Genomic DNA, 21937 nt, shown 5'->3' with positions numbered 1-21937 from the left:
TCACGGCGCCCGCAGCGGCCGTGGCGGAGGCGCCGGCGCCGCCCGGCCCGCCGCCACCGGCGCTTGAGCAGGCGCGGCACTACAAGACCAACGTGCCCGCTTCGGCCCAGTTCGAGCTGCAGGTGGACCGCCAGGATGCCGATGGCACCAAATGGAAGGGCGTGGCCGCCATGGCGTGGCAAAACAAGGGCGACACGTATCAGCTGACGCTGGAAGTGGGCTTGAGCATGCTGATCACGCGCATCAACCTGCTGGTGCTGACCAGCGAAGGCGTGATCGACGGCACGGGTATCGTGCCCGTCACGGCCACGGAAAAACGCAAGGGCCGCGCGCAAACGGCCACGCATTTCAACCGCGACGCCAAGGCCATCACGTTTTCGGCCACGACGGCCACGGCGCCGTGGCAGGAGGGGGCGCAGGACAAGGCCAGCGTGCCGTTCCAGCTGGCCGCCATCGGCCGCGCCGACGTCAACCAGCTGGCCGGCAATATCGATATTCTCGTCGGCGAGGAAAAGGAGGCGACCGTGTTCCGCTTCCAGCTGGTGGGCGAGGAAGAACTCGATACCAGGATGGGCCGGCTGGTGACCTGGCATCTGCGCCGCCCGCCCAAGCCGGGCACGTATTCGTCGCAGCTCGATATCTGGCTGGCGCCGTCCATGCAATGGTATCCGGTACAAATACGCAATACCGAGGCGAGCGGGGCCTTGACCACGCAAACCGTGACCAATATTCGCGTCAATGACGCTACAGGAAAATAAATGACCACTTTGACTGCTTTGAAACGCATTTTGCTCGCCAGCCTGCTGGCCGCCGCCCTGACGCCCGCCATGGCCGACGCCCCCCTGGAGCATCCCGCCATCAAGCGCCCGTACAAGCTGGTGCCATCGGCTGACCTCGTCTATTCGATCAAGGCCAGACAGCGCGGCATCGGGCTGTCCGGCGAATCGGTCAGCAACTGGCGCGTGGGCGACGGCAAGTATTCGCTGCTGGCCGAAACCAAGGCGGCCCTGTTCGGCAAGATCCTCGAGCAGCGCAGCGAAGGCACGGTCGACGATTACGGCCTGGCGCCGGCGCAATTCGTGGAAAAGCGCTTCCGCAAGGATGCCGTGACGACCACCTTCAAGCGCGACAGCAAGACCATCGTCTTTGGCGAAGGCGATGACAGCTATCCGCTGAAAGGCGGCGAACAGGACCGCAACAGCGCCGTCTGGCAACTGGCCAGCGTGGCGCGCGCCGCGCCCGAGAAATTCGTCCCCGGCTCGGAATGGGCGTTTTTTGTCGCCGGCGCGCATGATGCCGAGCCGTGGACCTTCAAGGTCGTCAAGGAAGAGCCAGTCGCCACGGGCATGGGCGACGTGGCCGCCATCCACCTGGTCAAGGCGCCGCCGCCGGACAAGAAGGGCCAGCAAGTGGACCTGTGGCTGGCGCCGTCGCTGGAATGGTATCCCGTCAAGGTGACATTCGCCGATGCGGATGGCGGCGATTACGTCGAGCAAACCTTGCAGAAGATCGTCAAGAAGTAAGTACTGACGTTTGCCGGGAACGTTTTTCTTACCCCAAAGCAAGTACTGGGGTCAGTCCTGAGGGATTGGAATGCCTTCCATTGGAAGGCGTTCCCCCAGGCCGGCCTGACCCCGGATTGCCGCCTCCTGCGATCAGTCGAATTGCATGTCAGAACTGATATACTGACGCCCCCGCCCCGCAGCGCCGCGTTAGCCCGCTGCGCCGCCCGCTGAACACTCATCCGGAAAAGAATGATTGATATAATGGCAAGTGCTGCCGTGGCTACGGATGCACATCAGACAGAGCAAGAACACCAGGATTCCTTGCAGGCGCATTTCCAGCCGAATATCTCGGCCGACGAGATCGAGCAGGTTTTCCACTTGAAGCGGGCGCAGCCCTTGCTGCAAGTGTTTACGGCCCTGTTCCACGGCGGTTTCGATGGCGTGCTGGTGCGTCTGCTGGTGTTGCGCGAGCTGGCGTCCGATGCGGCCACGTCCGCCTATACGCGCGCCGACATCAATACCAAGCTCGCGTATTTATTGCCGGAAAGCCTGGAAACGGTCTTGCTGCGCCTGCGCTCGAACCAGTTGCTGGCCTGGGATGCGCAGCAGGGCGTGTACCGCGTCACGCCCATGGCGCGCAATGTGCTGTCGGCCATCGACAGCCTGCTGGGCCTGGGCCAGACGGAAGACGAGGCGGAAATGGGCTTTCTGCTGTCGCAGGTGGCCGGTGCGCAAGCCGTGGGCGGTGTGTCTGTCGAGCAACTCCAGCATCTGCTGGGGCGCCTGGTCGACTTGACGGAAGAATTTTCCGACGCGATTGCCTCCGGTTCCGAATTCCGGCTGCGCACGGCGCAGGCGAAGTGGAACATGGCCTGCGACTGGGTCGAGAAGGGCTCCGAGATTCTCGTGGCGATTACTTCCGATGAAAACGCGGACAGCGCCACGCACAAGGCGGCGCAGGCCATCGGCCGGGCGCAAAGTAAATTGTTGAACATGCAAGGCATGTTTTCGCGCGCCCTGAACCAGATCGAGCGCCAGCGCGTGCACCTGGGCCAGTCCGGCCTGTCGACCACCGACATCAAGCGCTGGCTCCTGCTGCACGACGACCTGGCCAGCCTGGCCGACGGCGCCATCGACCAGCCCGTCGTGCCGCTGTTCTCCACACCGGCCGAGATGATCGACGTGGCCGAAACGGAACTGCTGTCCGAGCGGGCGGCAGGCGTTACCAACACGGGCCTGCCCAGCGGCGAGGACGCGCCCACCACCATCAGCGACGGCCCCGCCATGCAACTTGAACTCGATGACTTGCTCGAACGCCTGTCGAACTTCGCCAGCCTGGGCAATTTCCCCAGCATAGGCGAGGAAGGGCCGAAAAGCGTGCCCGTGCAGGATTCCCTGCTGCCGGCCAGCTTTGCCGTGGCCTCGTACCGCGCCTCGATGCTGCCGCTGCTCGGCGACGTGTCCGAAGCGAGCCTGCAGGGCGCGACGGCCGAACTGGCCCGCTTGCCGATTACCTTTACACCGACCGACGAGATGGTCCAACTGACCGACCCCCACGTGGCGGCCATGTCGATCGCCTCGCTTTCACTGAATGTTTCACTTGATTTAGATAGCGGCACAGCCGATGAATGACGATTCCCAAATCCTGATTGCGCGCCTGCTCACGCATCAAACCCTGCGCCGCGACGACAAGCTCGTCAAGCGCGTGCTGTCCGACGAGCTGTTCCGCGCCGAGATCGATGCGCGCCTGCTGGCCTGCGGCCTGAAACTGCTCGACAACGTGTATGCCGACCATGTGACTTTGGCCCTGACGCGCACCATCGAGCCGAAGATCTTCGGCGCGCGCGATGTGTGGCAAAACAACAACTTCGGCCTGGCGCGCGATGGCGTGGCCTTGCTGGTGGTGCTGTGGGCGCAGATCATCCTGCCCAAGCGCGAACGCCAGGAAACGCACCAGCACGCCGATGATGATCAAAATGATATGTTTGGCACGGAAAAACCGCTGCCGCGCGCCGAAGACGCGTCGATCGGCATTTCCTACAAGGCGCTGCTGTCGGACTTCGGCGACAAGCTGGGCAAGAAGACGCGCATGGACATGAACCTGGGCACCCTGGCCAAGCTGGGCTTCATCGAGCGGCGCGGCGATGTCATCCTGGAAGGCCCGCTGCTGGATCTGATGATGGACACCGACGTGCTGAAAGAGCGCATCATCAACGGCGCCCTGGCCGACGTCTTCAAGCGCGCGCCGGCGCGCCTGGTGGCCGTCGACCTGGACGCTGACTTGTCTGCCGACCTGTCCGCCGACATCGGCGACCTGCCTGACGCGGGCGACGAGCCTGCGTCCGACTTCCCTCACTGAAAGCGCCCATGTTTCATATCAAATCACTTGAACTGGTGCACTGGGATTACTGGCAGCGCATCAAGAATATTCCGCTCGACGCGAAGATCATCACCATCGCGGGGCAGAACGGCTCGGGCAAGACCACCTTGCTCGATGCCTTGCGCACCCTGTTCGGCCTCGACTGCTCGATGGGGCGCACGTATAAACACTATGCGCGCCACTCGGGCCAGCAGACGGCCTGGCTGCGCGCCGTGGTCGACAACAAGAACGTGGGCAAGCAGCTGTCGAACCGCCCGTTCCGCAGTTCCGGCTTCTTCAGCGACGATGAAGTGACGCTGTTTTGCCAGATCCAGAAGAACGGCGGCGACTGGAAGCGCCAGTATCTGATGCGTCCGGGCAATGTGCAGATCGAGGACATCACGGACGCCAACGACTGGCTCGGCGTGGAAAACTACCGCAAGCGCCTGGCCAATGCGGGCCTGTCGCCGGCCATGTCGAAAGTGCTGGCGCTGGAGCAGGGCGAAACGGACAAACTGTGCGAATACGCGCCGCGCCAGCTGCTCGACCTGGTGTTCCAGGTGTTCGGCGACAAGGAAGTGCTGGACGCCTACGACGAAGCCAAGCGCCACCAGCGCGATACGGAAGTGGAGCTGAAACGCTTCGAAACGGAACTGGAAGCGTCGAAAACCAACCTGGAAGGCTTGCGCCTGCGCGTGGCCAATTACCACCAGTGGGAAGGTTTACATAAGGAACGCCGCAACCTGCTGGAAGAAGTATTGCCCAGCCTGCAGTACCACGAGGCGCGCGAAAAGGCAGCCATTGCCAGCCGACAATTGCGCGATGCGCGTAAACCAATGGCGCAGGCCGACCAGCAGCTGACGGATAAACGCAATGCGCTGGCCGCGCAAGCGAAGGCCCTGTCCGACGCGCAGATGAACGAAACCCTGCTGGAGCAGGAATCGATCGGTCTGCAGAGCCGTTTGTCCTTGATCAATGCAAAACTGAAACCGCTGGACAGCCTGCTGGAACAGAAGGACCGTTTGCACAAGCTGGCGGCCGACTCGGGCAGCGACATCGCCGAAGTGGCGGCCCAGCTGGAACAGAAAGAAGCGGAACTGCTGCGCCAGCGCCAGCAGCGCGACGCCCTGTCGGCCCGTATCGCGGCTGAGCAGGCGACGATTGCCGCGCTGCAAGGCAAGACGGCCATGCCGGAGCCGGACAATGTACGCGGCATGCGCCGTGCGCTGCGCGACGCGGGGATTTCGCACGCGATGCTGTCGGACATCGTCGAAGTGACGGACAGCCGCTGGCAGGGCGCCGTCGAAGGCGTGCTGGGCGGTTACGCCTCGGTCGTCCTGCTGGACAAGGCCAAGGATGCGGCCGCTGCCTATCGCCTGGCCGAGAAGGAACGCTACCGCCACTTCATCGTGCCCGACCTGGTCACGGCGCCGGTGGCGAAGGACGAGAGTTTGCTGGCGGTGGTGAAATTTTCCGCGCCCGTGCCCAGCTGGCTGATCGAGCAGCTGTCGCGCATCGCCCGCGTCGATTCCGTCGAAGCGGGCTTTAAATTGGGCAACCACGAGGAGTGGATCACGCCCGAGGCGTATCACCGCGAACGCCGCGGCGGGCGCTCGCTGTTCGTGGAAGCGTCGCGCTACCGCTTCGGCCAGGCTGGCCGCAGCGGCCGCCTGGAAGCGCTGCTGCGCTCGCTGCCGGGCCTGGAAGGCCAGGAAGACACACTGACCCTGGCCATTTCCAAGCTGGCGGCGGAAGTGGGCGCCCTGAAAGCGCGCATCGCCGGCGTCGACGCGGCCAAGGAACTCAGTGCGCGCCAGGAGGAATTCGCCGAAGCGCTGCGCAATTCCAAGCCCTTGAAGGAAGAGCGCCTGGAAGTGGGCGGCCGCCTGGGCGAGCTGCAGAATCTGACCAAGAGCGCCACCGTGGCGCGCACGCGTGCCGATACCGTGTGGCAAAACGCGCGCCTGGCCCTGTCCGAGGCGGAAGCGGGGGCGCGTCTGGGCTACAAGAAGCAGATCGAACAGCGCGCCGAGCATGCGCGCGCCTTGCTGGCCCTGCGCCATGCGTGGCGCCATTTGCCGAAAAGCTGGCGCCGTCCCGCACGCCGCGCGGCCCTCGTGGCCGAGCACCAGAATGCGCACCAGGTCGACTTGCGCGTGGCCAGCCTGCAAAACAGCCTGGCGCGCGACGACTGGGAACTCGACGCCACCGTCATCGACCAGCACCACCGCCTGTCGGACCAGCTGCACGGCCGCCAGTCGGAAACGGACGAGCGCCGCTACCAGAACAACCGCGCCATCGAAGCGACGGGCAATGCCCGCGGCGCCTACATGGAGCGCCTGCGCTACACCATCAAGACTTACAGCAAGAACATCAAGGAGCTGGGCGAACTGGCCGGCATCGAAGTCCATGCCGACCCCGTGCGCCTGGAAAACGACGACGTGCAGCTGTCGCAGGCGGGCCTGCACGTGCGCTTCAAGTTCGACGGCAAGGGCGTGATCGGCATGAACGATGGCGAAGCGTCGGGCGGCCAGCAGGTGATGAAATCGCTGGTGCTCCTGATCGGCCTGCTGAAATCGGAAGACGGTTCCGGCGGCTTCGTCTTCATCGACGAACCGTTTGCCCATTTGGATATCCGCAATATTCAATTGGTGGGCGAATTCCTGAAAAACACGGAAGCGCAATACCTGATGACGACGCCGTTGACGCACAACACGGATGTCTACGATCCATCGGAACTCACTTTGATCACGAGCAAGAAAAAGAAGGATACGCAATGGGCGCAACCGATTTTCGTACTGCAGCGCAGGGTCGATCCCGCACCGGGCAAGGCCGCATGATGGCCGTGCGCAAGCTCGCCGCAGCCTGCGCCGTGGCGCTGGCCATGGCGGCCGGTCCTGCGCTCGCCAACGACGGCATCGGCTCCGTCAGCGCAGGCGGCATCCTGTTCGGCAAGACGGATGCCGTGGCCATGAAAAAGGAAGTGCTCAGCGTGAGCACGGACTTGATCAAGGTCGAGTACGAATTCCTCAATGAATCGGCGAAGGACGTGGAAGAGACGATTTTCTTCCCGCTGCCCGAATACGCGGCCGGCTACCACGGCTCGCCCACGTATTACGGCCAGCCGCAGCAGTTTACCGTCGACGTGGACGGCAAGCGCAAGGACTATACCACCACGTTTGTCGCCAAGCTCGCCAGCGCCGACGTGACGGCCCGGCTGCGCCAGCTGGGTTTGTCGGACGCGCAGATCGCGTATTTCCCGTCGCACACGCCGTTCGACAAGAAGGTGGCGCCGTTGACGGCCGCGCAGAGCAAGACCATGATCAAGGAGGGCTTGCTGGCCCAGCTCTACGACGAGGAATGGGTGCCGGCCTGGACCGTCAAGGTCATCTACCTGTGGCAACAGAAGTTCCCGGCTGGCAAGGTCGTGCGCGTGCGCCATCAATATGCGCCCTTCGTCGCGGCCGGCCCCGGCGCTTCCTACCTGGGCGATGGCAACGAGTTTGAAAAGAAGTACTGCGGCGACAAGGTCTTCTACAAGACGTGGAACCGCCTGGCGGCCCAGCAGGGCGAAAGCGGCTTCGTCAACGCTGTCTGGGTGTCATACATTTTGACGACGGGCAACACCTGGAAGAATGGCATCGAGGATTTCACTTTGAACTTGATCAAGGGCAAACCGGACGAGCTGATCAGTCTGTGCTTCCCCGGCACGTTCACCAAGATCAACCCCACCACCTTGCAAGTCAAGCTGCGCAACTTCCGCCCGAAGCAGGACTTGAACGTGTACTTCGGCAATGTCGAAGGCACGGTGAGCAACGACGGCGTGGCGCCGCAGATCCGGCCGTGAGCGCGTGAGCGCATGAGTGGGCAGCAGGCACTGGCGGCGCGCCTGCGCGCCATCGCCCGCGCCACGCCGTGGTGCATGCAGGCGCTGCAAGCCGTAGCGCAGCTGGGCTTGCCTGATTGCTGCATCGGCGCCGGCGCCGTGCGCAACCTCGTGTGGGATGCCTTGCACGGCTATGCGCAGCGGCTGGCCAGCAAGGACTACGCGGCGCGCTGGCCGCGCGTCACCATCATCGCCTGGCATTGCGTGCCACGCGATGGCACATATTTAAAAAGCAATTAATTGCACTGTGGATACACATTGTTTATAATTGCCAATTATTTAATGCTGCGCTCTGTCATGCCATTGTTCCATTTTCTGAAGCGTGTACTCGCCTGGTGCGGCGTCGTCTTGTTGCTGTATTGCCTCGCGGCCGTTTTCATGACGGCGCCTATGGTCCTGGCCGGCCTGTTGATGGCGGCCGCGCAACTGGGCATCAGTTTCGCCATGGTAGGCCGCGGTAACCGCTGGGCATGGCTGCTGCTGATGCCCTTCGTATGGGGGGGGCTGTTTGCCCTGCCTTTCTACCTTGGACGCGACATCCACACCTTTGTACCGACTTTGCTTGCATTTATTTACATGCCTGTCGCGCTGGGCCTGTTTTATACGGCGGCGCACCAGTTCCGCCTGTACCGGGCCGCCTGAGGACGATTCCTCTTTATTTGATCCCTACAACATGATGTTATCGATTTCCACGCCGCTGCGCCGCATCGGCCGCCTGCTTTGCCTTTCCTCCGCCTTCGTGGCGCCCGCTGCCTGGGCTGACAGCTATACCGATTTCCAGCAAGCCAGCGGCCAGCTGGAAGCGCTGATGGACAAGGCGACGCCGCAAAGCGGCTTGCCGCGCCTGGGCGACCCCGAGGTGGCGCAGCTGTTTGCGCAGATCGCCGACGGCCCGCGCCTGTTCCAGGCGCCCGTCGCGGCGCTGCAGGACATGAACCAGAGCGCGGCCGTGTGCGAGCAGGCCATGCGGCTGGGCAAAGCGTACTATACGTTTGCCCTCTCAATGCCTTTGTCGCTGCCCGCCGCTGAGCTGCTGAAGGCGAGCAAGGAGCAGATGACGCGGAACCTGGCCAATTATGGCGATGAAATGAGCACCTTGTTTGCCTTTGGCATGCATTGCCATGGCCATGTGATCGGGCTGATGGAGCAGGAATTCAGTAGCCAGCCGCTGCAGGCGGTGAGCAGTGCGGAGCGCCTGCGCGCGCGCGCCTTCAGCAAGGGTTCGACCTCCCTGTATGCTGGCGTGGTGCAGTTCGTGCAAGCGCCGTTCTGGAGCGTGGCGCAAAAGAAGCGGATGCTGGAAGCGGCGGCGCAGCACGCCACGGCGAATGCCAGTCTGATGGCGCCGCCCCTGCGCGAACGTATGCTGGCCAGCCTGGCCGACGCGGACAAGGACCTTGATCCCGCCCTGGCGCCGGGGCTGGCGACGATACGCGCGGCGCTGGCCGTGACGACGTGTACCGGCCTGTGCCAGTACTATTGATTTACTCGGCGGCTTGCAGGGGCTTGCTGCGCTGGCGCCAGCGCAGCAGTCCCCAGGCGTACACGGCGTAGTAGCCGATGACGAGGCCGTAGGCGGCCATGGTCAGCGGGCTCTGGCCGAACGGCGGCGGCGGCACGGGCACGTCCAGGCGCGTGTTCAGGTAAATTTCCATGCCGCGGTACAGCAGGCGGGCGATGAACAGCATCGTGATGGCCAGGCCCAGGTAGCGGTGCTGGGTAAAGAAGAAATCCTTGCCCACCTGCTCGAAGCGCGTCAGCTTCAGGCCCAGCACGCCCAGCCAGCCGCCGGCCAGCGCGGCCCCGCCCAGGCTCGACAGGGGCAGCAGCTCGAATTTCGTCGTCGTCGCCAGGAACAGCAGCAGCGCGGGAAAGCCGACGGCGACCAGCCAGTGCCGCCACAGCTGCGATTTCTGGCGCGCCACCAGTTTTTTCAGGCGCGAATAGATGCGCCAGACCAGCAGCGGGACCAGGAACAGCAGGGCGAGGGTAGTGGTTTCCATGTAGGCTTCGGGTACGGGTAAAACAGCGATTGTAAGCCAGATGGCGATGCGGGCGAAAATTGTCATATGGCAAAAGTTGCTTATTGACATTTACATGGCATGAAAGCACTATGTTCTGTCACACCTTGCCGCCATGAGCGGCGCGGTGCCATCGGTCATCGTTTTCATCCACCTCACTGGAGTGCCATGTCTGTTCGCTTCCCCTTGTTGCCCATCACCGTAGGCTTGCTGGCCTCGTCTCCCCTGGCCATGGCGCAGGATGCCGGTTATCAAATGCCGCCCGCACCGCTGCAAGCCGTCGTCGATGCGCCGCGCGCGCCGACCCTGAGCCTGAGCCCGAAACGCAACCTGGCCGCCGTGCTGCCCACGCCGTCCCTGCCCGGCATCAGCGAGGTGGCGCAGCCGGAACTGAAGCTGGCCGGCCTGCGCATCAATCCCCGCACGTATTCGGCCAGCCGCTTCAGTTTCCATACGGGACTGGGCTTGCTCGACATCGATACGCAGAAGGAAGTCAAGGTCAGCGGCTTGCCGGCGGCGCCCCGCATCGCCGACCTGGCCTGGTCGCCCGACCAGCGCTACCTGGCGTTCACCCACGTCGCCTTTGCCGATCCCGCCAGGGGCGTGAAGGCGTCGGGCGTGGAACTGTGGCTGCTCGACGTGCAGACGAAAGCGGCGCGCAAGCTGGCCAGCACGCCTTTGTCGACCGTGTATGGGCGCGGCTTTTCGTGGATGCCCGACAGCAAGACCCTGCTGGTGCAGCTGAAGCCGGCCAGGCTGGGCGCGGCGCCCGTGCCGAGCGGCATTCCGACAGGCCCGTCCATCCAGGACAGCGTGCCCGGCGGCGGCGTCAAGCAGTTGCGCACCTATCCCGACCTGCTGAAAAACGCGCAGGACGCGCAGCTGTTCGAACATTACACGACCGTGCAGCTGGCCTTGCTGGACGTGGCGGGCAAGCAGCGTCTGGTCGGCCAGCCGGGCCAGTTCTCGCGCGTGTCGGCTTCGCCTGATGGCAAGCACCTGCTGACGACCAGCATCATGCGTCCGTATTCGTATATCGTGCCGGCGCACGACTTCGGCCACAGGATCGATGTGCGCGACCTGAATGGCAAGGTGGAACACGCGGTGGCGGCGCTGCCGCTGGAAGAAGGCTTGCCTCCAGGCAATGATGCCGTGTCCGCCGGCGTGCGCTGCGTCAGCTGGCGCGTCGATGCGCCCGCCACCCTGGTGTGGGCCGAAGCGCAGGACGGCGGCGACCCGGCCAGGGCGGCCGAGATCCGCGACATCGTCTACACGCAGGCGGCGCCGTTTACCAGCAAACCGGCCGTGCTGGCCAGGCTCGGATCGCGCTACGCGGGCGTGGCCTGGGGCCGCGGCGACCTGGCCCTGCTCAGCGAAGCGTGGTACAAGACGCGCGCCGTCAAGCAGTGGCGCATCCAGCCGGACCAGCCGTCCGCCGTGGCGGGCACGCCTGGCGACCTCGTGTATGCCGGCTCGTTCGAAGACCGCTACAACGATCCGGGCACGCCCGTCATGCGCGCGGACGCTGCCGGCTTGCCGCGGTTGCTGATCGCCGCTGACGGTTCCATCCTGCTCGACGGCCAGGGCGCATCGAAGGATGGCGACCGGCCCTTCATCGACCGCCTGAACCTGGCGACGAAACAGAAGCAGCGCCTGTTCCAGAGCGCCGCGCCCTACTATGAAAACGTGGTGGCCGTGCTGGACGAGGACGGCAGCCGCCTGCTGTCCACGCGCGAGTCGCCGACCGAGCAGCCCAATTACTATGTGCGCAATCTCAAGCAGGGCGCCGCGCAATTGACGGCCCTCACGCACTTCCCCCATCCGCTGCCGCAGCTGAAGGACGTGCAGAAAGAGCTGATCCGCTACAAGCGCGCCGACGGCGTCGACCTGACGGCCACATTGATGCTGCCGCCAAACTATGACGTGAAACGCGACGGCCCGCTGCCGACCCTGATGTGGGCGTATCCGCAGGAATTCAAGACAGCCAGCGCCGCCAGCCAGACCAAGGGCTCGCCGTATAAATTCAACGCCGTCAGCTACTGGGGCCCGGCCGCCTTCCTGTCCATGGGCTACGCCGTGCTCGACAATCCATCGTTCCCCATCGTCGGCAACGGCGAGCAGGAGCCGAACGACACCTACCTGCCGCAGCTGGTGGCCGATGCCGAGGCGGCCGTCGACGAAGTGGTGCGCCGTGGCGTGGCCGACCGCAACCGCATCGCCATCGGCGGCCACTCGTATGGCGCCTTCATGACGGGCAATCTGCTGGCGCACACGCGGCTGTTCCGCGCCGGCATCGCCCGCAGCGGCGCCTACAACCGCACCCTGACGCCGTTCGGCTTCCAGGCGGAAGAGCGCCCGTTCTGGCAGGCGCCGGCCGTCTACCAGGCCATGTCGCCGTTCAATTCCGCGGACAAGATCAAGGATGCCCTGCTGATGATCCATGGCGAACAGGACAACAACTCGGGCACCTTCCCCATCCAGAGCGAGCGCATGTTCCAGGCCGTCAAGGGCCTGGGCGGCACGGCGCGGCTGGTGATGCTGCCGAACGAAAGCCATGGCTACCGCGCGCGCGAATCGATCATGCAGATGCTGTATGAAAGCAACAACTGGCTGGAAAAATATGTGAAGAACGCGGCGCCGCCAGCCGCCGACGTCCAGCCGGCAGGCAAATAAGGGCAGCGGCGCGCATCTCGTGGTATGGTCTTCCTTTGTCTGCAGGGAGGCCAGCCATGACCGTTATCCATGTCCACCGCGCGCCCGACCCGGCGCCTGTCGATGAACCCATGCCGGCGCCGGAGCCGCAGGAAGCGCCCGGCCACCACCCGGGCCCCGTGCACCCGGTGCCGCAGGAAGATCCCGTGCCGCACCCGCATCCCAATCTCGTCAAGAAAGGCTGTTTTAGATGACAATTGTCAAGGAAGTCTACACACGCAAAGTCAGCGGTGAAACGTTCGACTATGAGCTCGACTATACACAGGGCGCCGATGTCGCCTGGATTGCGCGCGTGTACCACGACGGCGTGCTGAAAGGCTCGCCGCACGGCGCGCTGACGGCCAACGTGCTGTCCGGCCCCGCGCTGGAACAATATCTGCGCGCTTACGTCGAAGGCATGATCGAGCGGGGCCTCGACGTGGCCGAGTAAGTTTGCCTTTGCGGCAGAGCAAGGAAAAGGGCGCCGCGGCGCCCTTTGTGTTTTTCGCTTGCGTTGAATCAATCAATGCATCAATCAAACGCCCACGTGTAAAGGACGTCCAGCGCATTATTGGTGCCGGTCTGGAATTGCAGGGTGATGCGGCGGTTCAGCTTGTAGCGCAGCTTGACCAGGCTCGTCGCCGTGCTCGTGCCCTGCTCGAACGTCAGGTAGGCGCGCGAGGACAGCCGCTTGCCGACGGTGACGACCGTGCTTTCCAGCCCTTGCGCCTGCGACAGGCCCACTTCATCGAGGCCCAGCGAATTGGCCAGCTTGCCCTGCAGGCCGCCGCCGGAGCCGCCGAAGAGGGCGCCTGCCGCCGTCGTCAAGAGGGCCATTTCATCGCCGGCCGCCGTTTCCGCGCCGTGGCCCAGGATCAGCCAGGCCAGCTTGTCGCTGTCCGACACGCTTGGCGTGGACACCAGCTTGGCCGTCGGCGCCTGGGCCGTGCCGCGCACTTCCACGCCCGCTTCCACATTCGTTTCCGACAGGGCCTCGCCTTCGGGACGCTTGCGCACGGCCAGGATATTCAGCGAGGGGTTGTCGTAGGCGCCCGTGAAGGCGATCAGGCCCCGTTCGATCGACAGTTTCTGGCCGTAGGCTGCGTATTGACCTGTGACAACCTTGATGCTGCCCGTCACGCGCGGCGCGGCGCGGTTGATGACGCGGGCGCGCACATTGCCCGCCAGGTCGGCGTCGAGACCCATGCCGCGCAGGTGGAAGTTGTTGCCGAGGTCAAACTCGAGGTCGATATTCAGGGGCAGCGACGGCGCTTCCTTGCCGCCCTTGGCTTCCTTGCCCAGCACCACCACGTCGTTGCTTTGCGTGGGGGTATCCTGCGGCGCCAGTTCGATCAGCGCGCGGTTGGCCTTGAACTTGCCCTCGAAGCTGAAGCGCTTGTCGTTGCGCACCAGGGTGCTGTTGCCCGACAGCACCAGGGTGCGGTCGGGACGCGACAGCGCCTGCAGGCGGTCGGCCAGCAGTTTCAGTTCCAGGCTCGCTTCGCCATTCGCAAAGCGCACCCAGCCATCGGCCTGCACCTTGCCGTCGCCGCCGTCAAAGCTCAGGCGCTGCAATTGCAGCTGATCGCCGGCCAGCTTGGCTTGCAGCACGCCATTGCGCAATTTCAAGCCCTGGTCGGCCCAGTTCACCAGCAGCTTGCTGCCGTTGATGTCGCCATTCAATTGCGGCGCGCCGATGGTGCCGCTGCCGGACAGCGCCACTTTCAGGGCGCCGCCCAGTTCCAGGCCCGGCTGGCCCGTCAGCGGCGCCAGCCACGCCAACGAATCGATATTCGTGGTGCCCGTCAGCGACAGGGCGCTGTCGTTGCTGATGCGCCCGCCCAGCATTTGCACGGTGGCATTGATATCGCTCTGGCCCGCGCGCGCGCCGTCGAGTTTCACGGCCAGGCGCAGCTGCTGGTTGGCGACATCCACGCGCGCATCGAAGGTGCGCAAGCCCAGCGCCAGCGGCTGTTCCACGCCCACCGTCACGTCGCCTTTTTCGCGGTAGACGTGCAGCATGCCGGCCAGCGAGGGATCTTTCTGTTTCGCCGTCGGCACCTGCATGTCGAGCGACCATTGCGCGCCCAGGGTCAGGTCGCTGCGCGCATTGGCCTGCAGCGAAGGAATGACTTGCGCCAGATAGGTCAGGGCCACGCCGGCCGCCTGGCCGGAACTGGTCCAGCGGGGGCCGTTCTTGACGAGGCTTTGCATGGTGAAGCTGCCTGCCGGCAATTTGATGACGGTATTGCCCACGCTGATCTGCTCGGGCTGGCCCAGGCCCGCCACGCCGCTGCCGGCCGCTCCCGCCACCTTCACGGGCACGGGCGCCTGCAGCACGAGCGCATAGCGGCCCTTGTTTTGCAGGCTGTCGATCGTGCCCGTCCAGGCGGCGCCGCTCTGGCTGCCCTTGACTTGCACTGTGGCATCGAAATCGTCATTGCGCGCCGTCAAACTGACCGTATGGCTGCCGCGCGTGCCCGTCGTGCCCAGGCGGGCGCTGGCCAGCTTGAAGGTGGGCGTGGCGTAGCCCGTGATCTCCAGGCTGCTGACCATGGGATCGAGCGCGCCCTGGCCGGCGCCCACGCTGGCGCTGCCTTTCACGGCTTTCAATTGCTGGTCGCCAAAGAAGGTCAGGTCCTTGCCATCGAGCGTCAGCTGCGCGGCGGGCGCGTCCATCTTGCCCGAGACGGAACCGGCCGCATGCAGCACGCCGGCAAAGCGGGGGCCCAGGGTCGACAGTTGCGGCGCGTCGAGCTTCCACGTCAGCTTGTCGGTGGCGCCGCCCAGCGCGCCCTTGGCCAGCAAGCTGTTCGGCCCCAGGCGCAATTCCGTATCGACGCTGTCGATGCGTTGCGCGTTGGCGGACAATTTGGCGTAGCCGGCCAGCGGCGCGTTTTGCAGGGTCGATTCGCGCAGGGCCAGGTTGAGGGCCACTTGCCAGTCGCTCGTCAAGCGTCCGCTGCCGTTGAAGTCCGCATTGACGTTGCCGTTGGGCAGCGATGCGCCAAACGCGGCCGGGTTGATCTTTTGCAAGGAACCCGTCATTTTCAATGCCGCCTGCTGCTTCGGCCCCGTCAAGCCCACGTCGCCGCTGGCGTGGATGGCGCTGTCCGCTGCCGGGCGCTTGCCGCTGGCGAGGCCCAGTCCTTTCGCGTCGGCCACAAAGCTCGTGCGCGGCTGCTGCAGCGTGCCCTGCACCACGCCGCTGGCCAGCACCGTGCCCAGCAAGTCGCCCTGCAGCGCGGACAGCTGGCGCGCATCGACATTCCAGTTCAGCTTTTCGCCGGCGCCGCCAAAGTTGCCCTTGGCCGTCATGTTGTTCTTGCCCAGCGCCAATTGCACGTCGATGCCGCTGAAATGGGCCGCATCGGCCGTCAGCTTGCCCTTGCCCGACAAAGGCTGGTCGAGCAGCTTGCTGGGGCGCACGGTAACGTCCGCATTCGCCAGCCACTGGGGCGCCACATGGCCGTTGGCGCGCATGTCGAGGTTCAGGTCGGCCACGGGGAAGGCGCCGAAGTCGGCGGGATTGAGGCGGCTGGCGCTGGCCACGGCCTTGAACGGTTGCTCATCCTTGAGGCTGATCTGGCCCGTCGCGTTGACGCTGCTTTTGCCTGCCTGCAAGGTGGCCTTGCGCAATTGCACGAGGGAATCGGCAAGCGTCGCTTCCACGTCCAGGCGCAGCTTGGCTTCGCCCAGTGTTGCGCGCAGGGTTTGCGTCTTGCCGTCACTGTCGAGCACGATATCGCCGGCGATCTTGGTGCTGTTGATGCTGCTGTACATGTGCTGCAAGTCGATCTTGTCCGTGTGCAAGGCCAGCTGCGCCGTGCCGATGGGCGCGTCGGCGGCGTCGCGGTTGAGCTTGCCGCCGCCCGTGAACTTGCCCGCGTTGCCGAAATCGATGATGGCCGATTCCAAGGTCGTGGCCGTCAGGGTGCCGCCCAGGCGCGCCTCGAACTGGCGCAGCGGCAGCTTTTGCTGGTCGATGGGGCCCGGCGTGGCGTGGTTGAGGATGGCCAGCTTGCCCGATACGGTTTGCCTGGCCGGCCGGGTATCGATGGCGGCATCGAGTTCCAGGCTCAGGTCCGCCTGCGGCATGGTGGCGTCGAACTTGCCCGGATTGATGTTGCGGCCACGGATGCTGGCCGAGCGCAGGATGATGACGGGGTCGAACGGCGCCAGCGCCAGCCGGGCGTCGGCCGTGGCCGCGCCCGCGCTGCCCTTGGCCGCGACGTTGAGCAGGTTCAAGTCGCCGCCCAGTTGCAGGGCGAGGGCGGCCGGTTTTTCACCGGCGGCAGGGTTGATCTGCGTCAAGGCCGCCTTGCCTGACAGTTTGAACGGCTGCGTGGCGGCAATCGTCGCGCTGGCCGTAGCCTGGCCGAACGGCGTGACGGCCGAGGCGTCTTCCAGCTGCCATTGCGACTTGTCGCCCGACAGGGTGAAATGGATCTTTTCAAACACCGTGTTGCCGCCCGCGCTGACGAGGGTCACCTTGTCCAGGCGCGCGTCGGCAATGCCGATTTTAAAGGGCGCGGCCAGGCTGGCGGGCATGGTCGACGGTTCCTCGGACGGCGCCGTGCTTGCCACGGACAGGCTGGCCACATGCAGTTCGCTGATGGCGATGCCTTCCGAGAAGAACTGGAACGGCGACCAGTTGATGTCGATGTTGTCGGCCGTGATGTGCTGCGTCTTGCTGCGGTAGCTGACGTGGCCCAGGTGCATGCGGTTGTACAGCGAGCCGGATACGCCCGACACCGCGATGTCGCCGCCGCTGGCGCTGGCCACTTTTTGCACCAGCATCTGCAAGGTCGATTCGCGCCCCAGGAACCAGAAGGCGGCGCCCAGCAGCACGGCCAGGCTGGCAACGGCGATCAGCACGTAGCGCACCCAGCGGCGCGGTTTTTTCGCCGGCGGTGGCGGCGCGGCGTCGTGGGACTCGGTAGAAATATCGGACATCAGAAAGTGAATCCCAGAGAAAAGTGCAAACGGTAGGCGTGGACGGCGTGGCCATACGCCACGTCGACATTGATGGGGCCGACGGGGCTCTTGTAGCGCCCGCCCAGGCCGTAACCGGATTTCGGCGTCATGGCCGTTTTGACCGTGTCGGCCGCGTTGCCGGCGTCATAGAAGGCGGCAATGGCCCACTTCGGCTTGAACCAGTACTGGTATTCGGCGCTGCCGGTGAGCATATAGCGCCCGCCGATGGTGGCGTCGCCTTCCTTCACGCCCAGTTCCTGGTAGCCGTAGCCGCGCACCGACTGGTCGCCGCCTGCGCGGAACAGGTAAACGGCCGGCACGCCGCGTTTTTCCTTCGAGCCCAGCGCGCCCATTTCGCCGCGCACGATCAGCTCGCCCTTTTCACCGAGCGGACGGTAATACACGGCCTTGCCGGCCACGCGCACGAAGCGCTCGTCCGTCAGCAGGGGCAGCAGGGCGCCGCCCACCTGGGCGTTGATGACGTAGCCCCTGGTGGGGAACAGCAGGCTGTCCAGGCTGCGCTTGGTGATGGCATAGGTCAGCGGCAAGCTCTTGCTGCGCGTCTGCTCCAGGCCGACGACGGTCTTGTCTTCGCTGAGGAACTCGAACGTCAGGCTGCGTTCGAGGTTGGTGCCGCCCCAGTTGCGCTTGGCCGAGATGGTGGTGACGGCCGTGATTTCATTGGAAATGTCGCTGCGCTCGAACGAGGCGCCCGCGCTGTCGTTGTAGCCGCGCTCGGTGGTGGGAAAGTAAAAATTGGCGTGCGCCGCCTGTTTTTTCGTTTCCATGGTGATCGCGCTCTTGAAGCGCGTGCCCCACACGTTCAGGTTGTCGTAGTTGAGCTGGGCGCGATTGCCCGTGTTCGTACTGAAACCGAGACCGGCGCTGACGTTCTGTTGCTTGTTTTCCGTCACGCGCACGACCAGCGGCAGCAGCGGCGCGGGGCCGCGGCTGGCGGCCCTGGCTTCTGGCGCGGCACCTGCGGCCTCGGCTTGCTGGCTTTCCTGGCCCGCCTCGATCTGCTCGCCCAGGATGCTGCTCATGTCGGCACTCACTTCCACGCTGGCAAAGTAGCCCGTGTCCTGCAGGCGCGCCTGGAACGATTGCAGCGCCGACTCGCTGTAGTAGTCGCCCGGGCGTATCTTGTCGAGGTTGCGGATGATGCTGGCATCGTAGCGCTTCAAGCCTTCGATGCGCAGCTCGCCGAAGCGCAGCTCGGGGCCGCTGTCGAGCACCACCAGCAAGGAGACCTTGTGCGTTTCCGGGTCGACCACGGCTTGCGTATCGACCAGCTGGGCGCGCGGATAACGCGTCTGCACCACTTCGCGCAGCAGCGCGCGCTTGGCGGACTCCCATTCCGCCTGGCGGAACACGCTGCCCGATTTCAGCGGCCAGCTGCGTTTCAAGGCTTCCGTATCGAAAGGCTCGGAGGCGGCCAGCGGCGGCGTGGGGTCGAAGCCGCGCAATTCCAGCTCGACCTTGTCGACGGTCACGGGCTGGCCCGGCTCGACGTCGACGATGACGACGGGTTTGGCGCCCGTCGTATCGACGCGCACCGTGACGACGGGCGTGTAATAGCCGGCCGTGGCGATGAGGTTTTTGGCTTGCTCGGGCGTATCGCGCACGAGGCGCTGCAATTGCTCGCGGTCCATGCGCGGGTTGCCGCGGAAGCGTTCCAGGTCCAGGTTCTTTTCCAGCAACTCATCGAGGTCGCCGGGCGCGTTCACCTTGACTTCATACTGCAGCGTGGCGGTCGCCGCCTCCGTGGCGGCGCTGCTGTCTGCGGCGGCGTCTTGCGCGCTCTCTTGCGTGCCTTCCTGCGCGGCCGCATGGGCGGCGGGAAACAGCAGGATGGCGCTGCCGGCGGCGGCCAGTGTCAGTTGACCCATTACTTTTGTCACCACTTGTGCCAAAATTCGTGGTCGTATCGCCTTGCCGGCAGCTGTGTGCCGTATGGGTCGTGCAGAAAACATGGTGCTCCAGATGAGTAAATGCTGACTGCATGTTACCGGAATAGGTAAACTGATGGCGGACGAATAAGTATTTTTTGCGCCGGGAATCACGTTTCCCCGCGCACGATTGCAACAGAATAAAATTGAAAAGAAAGAAATTATGCTAGCAACTGACTCCGCACTGGTGCTCTTTAGCGGTGGGCAAGATTCCACCACCTGCCTGGCCTGGGCCTTGAAGCACTATAACCGCGTGGAAACCATCGGCTTTGACTATGGACAGCGCCATGCGATCGAGCTGACCGTGCGTCCCGGCGTGCTGGAACAGATGCGCCGGCACTCGCCCGAATGGGACAGCCGCCTGGGTCCCGACCACATGATCGACCTGTCGCTGATTTCCGCCATTTCCGATACGGCCATGACGCAGAACGTCGAGATCGTCATGCAGGAAAACGGCTTGCCGAACACGTTCGTGCCTGGACGCAACTTGCTGTTCATGACGGTGGCCGCCACCGTGGCCTACCGCCGCGGCTTGACGGTGCTGGTGGGCGGCATGTGCGAGACGGATTTTTCCGGCTACCCGGATTGCCGCGACGACACGATGAAAGCGCTGCAAGTGGCCCTGAACCTGGGCATGAACACGCGTCTGAAGCTGGAAACGCCGCTGATGTGGCTGGACAAGGCGCAAAGCTGGGACCTGGCGGAAGACCTGGGCGGCCAGCCGCTGGTCGACCTGATCCGCAGCGGCACGCACACCTGCTACCTGGGCGAACGGGGCCAATTGCACGACTGGGGCTATGGCTGCGGCACTTGCCCCGCCTGCGCCCTGCGCGCCAACGGCTACCAGCAATACGCGGCGAGGAAGGCCGCCAAGTAAGGAATTTTGCGCCGTTTCTTCAAGCGGCGCGGCAGGGGAACCAGCCATGCTGTGGTTTTTGCCACAGGAGCATCTTGCCATGACATCCGTCTTTGCCGCGCTGTACGGCCCCGTGTTCTGGGCCGGCTTCATCGGCGCCGCCAGCTGGTTAATTGCTGTTAGCCAACATTCCCTCTGGGTCTTGCCGCCCTTGCTGCTGCTGGCCCTGCTCACCTCGTTTCTTGCGGAACGTTATCTTCCCTACGATGGCGCGTGGAACCACGCCCAAGGCGACGGCTGGCGCGATGCCGTCCACGCGCTCGTCAACGAGGCGCTGTACCTGTTGGGCCTGGCGGCCTTTCCCCTGCTGGCGGGGCACCTGGCGCTGGGGCCGTTCTGGCCCGGCGCCTGGCCGTTCTGGGCGCAGCTGCTGCTGGCCATCGTCATCGCCGACTGCGGCATCACGCTCGTGCATTACCTGAGCCACCGCTATTATTTTCTGTGGAAACTGCATGCCGTGCACCACAGCGTGCAGCGTCTGTACGGTTTCAATGGCTGGATGAAACACCCGCTGCATCTGCTGCTGGAAGCGGCGGGCGGCATGCTGCCCTTGCTGCTGCTAGGCATCCCGGAGCGTGTCATGGCCGTGCTGGCGTTTGCCGTGGCCATCGAACTGTTGCTGCAGCATGCGAATGTCGACATGCGCATGGGATGGCTGCGCCATGTGTTCGCCTGGGCGCCGCTGCACCGTTTCCACCACATGAAGTACGGCACGGCCGGCGACGTGAATTTCGGCCTGTTTTTTACCTGCTGGGACCGGATGCTGGGCACGCGTTTCGATGCACCGGGCTACCGCATGCGGGGCGAGGACCTGGGCATCGGCAGCCGTCCGGATTACCCGCTCGCGTATGGAGCGCAATTGCTCGAACCGTTCCGCGCGGAAGAGGGCGTGCGCGCGCCCGAGCTGCCGGCCGGCTTGCGCAAGGGGGCTTGAGCGACAGGTCAATCGAGCAGCGTGACCTTGAGCTGGCGCAAGCTGCGGTCGGCGCGCACGCCGAACAGGCTGCGCATGGTGCGCGAAAAATGCGCGGCGTCGGCAAAGCCGGCGCCGTGGGCCGCCTCCGTCAGGCTACTGCCGAGCAAGATGAAACGGATGGCCAGGCGCAAGCGGCGCCACAGCACCAGCCGCCGCACGGGCAAGCCCAGCTGGGCGCTGAACAGGCGTTCCAGCTGGCTCAGCGACAAGTGTGCCGCTTCGGCCACGGCGGCCGCGCTGACTTTGCCCGACAGCAGCGCATCGACCCGGTCCAGCGCCCGCTGCACGCGCGCGTCGGCCAGGGCCAGGCGCGGCTGCGCCTGCAATGCGGCGGCGATGCCGTCCGGCGTGGGCGCGTCTGCGCCGCCGGCGGCCGCCAGCAGGGCCGCGCCGCCCAGGCGCTGCGGTTCCGCATAGATGGTCAGCATGGGCGACGGCGCGGCCACGATGGCGTGCGGGCGCAGGCTGTCGACCAGCAAGTGCCGCGCCGTGTGGACGACGCCGTCGCGCTGCGCCGTGAAGGGCGCACCCGTGCTCAGCATCAGCTGGTGCGCGTAATGGGCGTGGCTGTCCGTGGCGCCCGCTGCGCCATGCAGGATGGCAAAATCCGGCGCCAGCCACAAGCTTCCCTGCCAGCTGGCTTGTTGCAAACGAAAC

The 21937-nt window shown here is 64.8% G+C and carries 18 protein-coding genes; 14 read left to right on the top strand and 4 right to left on the bottom strand.

Translation table 11 applies throughout. The annotated features are described in order from the left end of the window. The 9 genes from AC07VI_RS22870 to AC07VI_RS22830 form a co-directional block, all read left to right on the top strand. Positions 1-758: DUF3108 domain-containing protein (locus AC07VI_RS22870; RefSeq protein ID WP_494808823.1), on the top strand; the 758-nt coding region annotated here is incomplete at its 5' end. Next, positions 759-1523: a DUF3108 domain-containing protein gene (locus AC07VI_RS22865; RefSeq protein WP_086145523.1), complete on the top strand. Its 765-nt coding sequence runs from the start codon at positions 759-761 to the stop codon at positions 1521-1523. A gap of 243 nt (positions 1524-1766) precedes the next feature. Continuing rightward, positions 1767-3137, top strand: coding sequence for a hypothetical protein (locus tag AC07VI_RS22860; RefSeq protein ID WP_086145524.1), 1371 nt, complete (start codon positions 1767-1769; stop codon positions 3135-3137). Then, positions 3130-3864 carry a hypothetical protein gene (locus AC07VI_RS22855; protein ID WP_492992336.1) on the top strand — a complete coding sequence of 245 codons (735 nt, stop codon included), beginning with the start codon at positions 3130-3132 and terminating at the stop codon, positions 3862-3864. The genes AC07VI_RS22860 and AC07VI_RS22855 overlap by 8 nt, the downstream gene beginning before the upstream one ends. A gap of 8 nt (positions 3865-3872) precedes the next feature. Beyond that, on the top strand, positions 3873-6704 hold the full coding sequence (locus tag AC07VI_RS22850) for an ATP-binding protein (protein WP_086145525.1): 2832 nt from the start codon (positions 3873-3875) through the stop codon (positions 6702-6704). Further along, positions 6701-7711 carry a DUF4424 family protein gene (locus tag AC07VI_RS22845; protein WP_492992338.1) on the top strand — a complete coding sequence of 337 codons (1011 nt, stop codon included), beginning with the start codon at positions 6701-6703 and terminating at the stop codon, positions 7709-7711. Before AC07VI_RS22850 ends, AC07VI_RS22845 begins: the two co-directional genes overlap by 4 nt. Before the next feature lie 12 nt (positions 7712-7723). Then, positions 7724-7990 carry a nucleotidyltransferase family protein gene (locus tag AC07VI_RS22840; RefSeq protein WP_492992340.1) on the top strand — a complete coding sequence of 89 codons (267 nt, stop codon included), beginning with the start codon at positions 7724-7726 and terminating at the stop codon, positions 7988-7990. Positions 7991-8128: 138 nt separating this feature from the next. Continuing rightward, the gene (locus tag AC07VI_RS22835) at positions 8129-8392 is read left to right on the top strand and encodes a hypothetical protein (RefSeq protein WP_143450709.1); all 264 of its coding nucleotides are present in this window, start codon (positions 8129-8131) and stop codon (positions 8390-8392) included. A 31-nt stretch (positions 8393-8423) separates the two neighbouring features. Next, complete coding sequence (locus tag AC07VI_RS22830; RefSeq protein ID WP_099375246.1) at positions 8424-9233, top strand: hypothetical protein; 810 nt, start codon at positions 8424-8426, stop codon at positions 9231-9233. Between the two features lies 1 nt (position 9234). Here AC07VI_RS22830 and AC07VI_RS22825 read toward each other — a convergent pair whose 3' ends face one another. After that, positions 9235-9753: a CcdC protein domain-containing protein gene (locus AC07VI_RS22825; protein ID WP_099375297.1), complete on the bottom strand. Its 519-nt coding sequence runs from the start codon at positions 9751-9753 to the stop codon at positions 9235-9237. A gap of 186 nt (positions 9754-9939) precedes the next feature. Between AC07VI_RS22825 and AC07VI_RS22820 the strand changes: the two genes are divergently transcribed. From AC07VI_RS22820 to AC07VI_RS22810, 3 genes are read left to right on the top strand one after another with little or no spacing between them, the layout of a single operon-like run. Next, positions 9940-12444 (top strand): alpha/beta hydrolase family protein, encoded by a 2505-nt coding sequence (locus AC07VI_RS22820; RefSeq protein ID WP_492992343.1) that lies wholly within the window; start codon positions 9940-9942, stop codon positions 12442-12444. 56 nt (positions 12445-12500) lie between these two features. Then, on the top strand, positions 12501-12677 hold the full coding sequence (locus AC07VI_RS22815; RefSeq protein WP_172404733.1) for a hypothetical protein: 177 nt from the start codon (positions 12501-12503) through the stop codon (positions 12675-12677). Then, entirely contained in the window at positions 12674-12913 is a 240-nt protein-coding gene (locus AC07VI_RS22810) for a hypothetical protein (protein WP_086145529.1), read from the top strand. Before AC07VI_RS22815 ends, AC07VI_RS22810 begins: the two co-directional genes overlap by 4 nt. Positions 12914-12993: 80 nt before the next feature. Here the strand turns inward: AC07VI_RS22810 and AC07VI_RS22805 are convergent, their stop codons facing one another. After that, a complete protein-coding gene (locus AC07VI_RS22805; protein WP_492992346.1) occupies positions 12994-17418 on the bottom strand; it encodes a translocation/assembly module TamB domain-containing protein in 4425 nt (1474 codons plus the stop codon). Then, on the bottom strand, positions 17418-19328 hold the full coding sequence (locus AC07VI_RS22800; protein ID WP_492992348.1) for an autotransporter assembly complex protein TamA: 1911 nt from the start codon (positions 19326-19328) through the stop codon (positions 17418-17420). Before AC07VI_RS22800 ends, AC07VI_RS22805 begins: the two co-directional genes overlap by 1 nt. 223 nt (positions 19329-19551) lie before the next feature. On the opposite strand from AC07VI_RS22800, the gene queC reads away from it, so the two are divergent. Together queC and AC07VI_RS22790 are read left to right on the top strand one after the other, a co-directional pair. Beyond that, on the top strand, positions 19552-20265 hold the full coding sequence (gene queC, locus AC07VI_RS22795; RefSeq protein ID WP_086145532.1) for a 7-cyano-7-deazaguanine synthase QueC: 714 nt from the start codon (positions 19552-19554) through the stop codon (positions 20263-20265). A 79-nt stretch (positions 20266-20344) separates the two neighbouring features. Continuing rightward, positions 20345-21238 carry a sterol desaturase family protein gene (locus tag AC07VI_RS22790; RefSeq protein ID WP_492992350.1) on the top strand — a complete coding sequence of 298 codons (894 nt, stop codon included), beginning with the start codon at positions 20345-20347 and terminating at the stop codon, positions 21236-21238. A gap of 8 nt (positions 21239-21246) precedes the next feature. Here AC07VI_RS22790 and AC07VI_RS22785 read toward each other — a convergent pair whose 3' ends face one another. Then, complete coding sequence (locus AC07VI_RS22785; protein WP_086145534.1) at positions 21247-21930, bottom strand: helix-turn-helix domain-containing protein; 684 nt, start codon at positions 21928-21930, stop codon at positions 21247-21249. Positions 21931-21937: the final 7 nt, after the last annotated feature.

The organism is Janthinobacterium sp. GW821-FHT03A03, assembly GCF_059421435.1.
This window is presented reverse-complemented; position numbering and strand designations above follow the sequence as displayed.

Excerpts from the sequence above, each read along its gene's own strand:
- AC07VI_RS22810 (WP_086145529.1), top strand. The coding sequence starts at position 12,674 with ATGACAATTGTCAAGGAAGTCTACACACGCAAAGTCAGCGGTGAAACG.
- queC (WP_086145532.1), top strand. The coding sequence starts at position 19,552 with ATGCTAGCAACTGACTCCGCACTGGTGCTCTTTAGCGGTGGGCAAGAT.
- AC07VI_RS22800 (WP_492992348.1), bottom strand. The coding sequence starts at position 19,328 with ATGGGTCAACTGACACTGGCCGCCGCCGGCAGCGCCATCCTGCTGTTT.
- AC07VI_RS22820 (WP_492992343.1), top strand. The coding sequence starts at position 9,940 with ATGTCTGTTCGCTTCCCCTTGTTGCCCATCACCGTAGGCTTGCTGGCC.
- AC07VI_RS22825 (WP_099375297.1), bottom strand. The coding sequence starts at position 9,753 with ATGGAAACCACTACCCTCGCCCTGCTGTTCCTGGTCCCGCTGCTGGTC.
- AC07VI_RS22855 (WP_492992336.1), top strand. The coding sequence starts at position 3,130 with ATGAATGACGATTCCCAAATCCTGATTGCGCGCCTGCTCACGCATCAA.
- AC07VI_RS22840 (WP_492992340.1), top strand. The coding sequence starts at position 7,724 with ATGAGTGGGCAGCAGGCACTGGCGGCGCGCCTGCGCGCCATCGCCCGC.
- AC07VI_RS22850 (WP_086145525.1), top strand. The coding sequence starts at position 3,873 with ATGTTTCATATCAAATCACTTGAACTGGTGCACTGGGATTACTGGCAG.
- AC07VI_RS22830 (WP_099375246.1), top strand. The coding sequence starts at position 8,424 with ATGATGTTATCGATTTCCACGCCGCTGCGCCGCATCGGCCGCCTGCTT.
- AC07VI_RS22790 (WP_492992350.1), top strand. The coding sequence starts at position 20,345 with ATGACATCCGTCTTTGCCGCGCTGTACGGCCCCGTGTTCTGGGCCGGC.
- AC07VI_RS22865 (WP_086145523.1), top strand. The coding sequence starts at position 759 with ATGACCACTTTGACTGCTTTGAAACGCATTTTGCTCGCCAGCCTGCTG.
- AC07VI_RS22805 (WP_492992346.1), bottom strand. The coding sequence starts at position 17,418 with ATGTCCGATATTTCTACCGAGTCCCACGACGCCGCGCCGCCACCGCCG.
- AC07VI_RS22845 (WP_492992338.1), top strand. The coding sequence starts at position 6,701 with ATGATGGCCGTGCGCAAGCTCGCCGCAGCCTGCGCCGTGGCGCTGGCC.
- AC07VI_RS22835 (WP_143450709.1), top strand. The coding sequence starts at position 8,129 with ATGACGGCGCCTATGGTCCTGGCCGGCCTGTTGATGGCGGCCGCGCAA.
- AC07VI_RS22860 (WP_086145524.1), top strand. The coding sequence starts at position 1,767 with ATGGCAAGTGCTGCCGTGGCTACGGATGCACATCAGACAGAGCAAGAA.
- AC07VI_RS22815 (WP_172404733.1), top strand. The coding sequence starts at position 12,501 with ATGACCGTTATCCATGTCCACCGCGCGCCCGACCCGGCGCCTGTCGAT.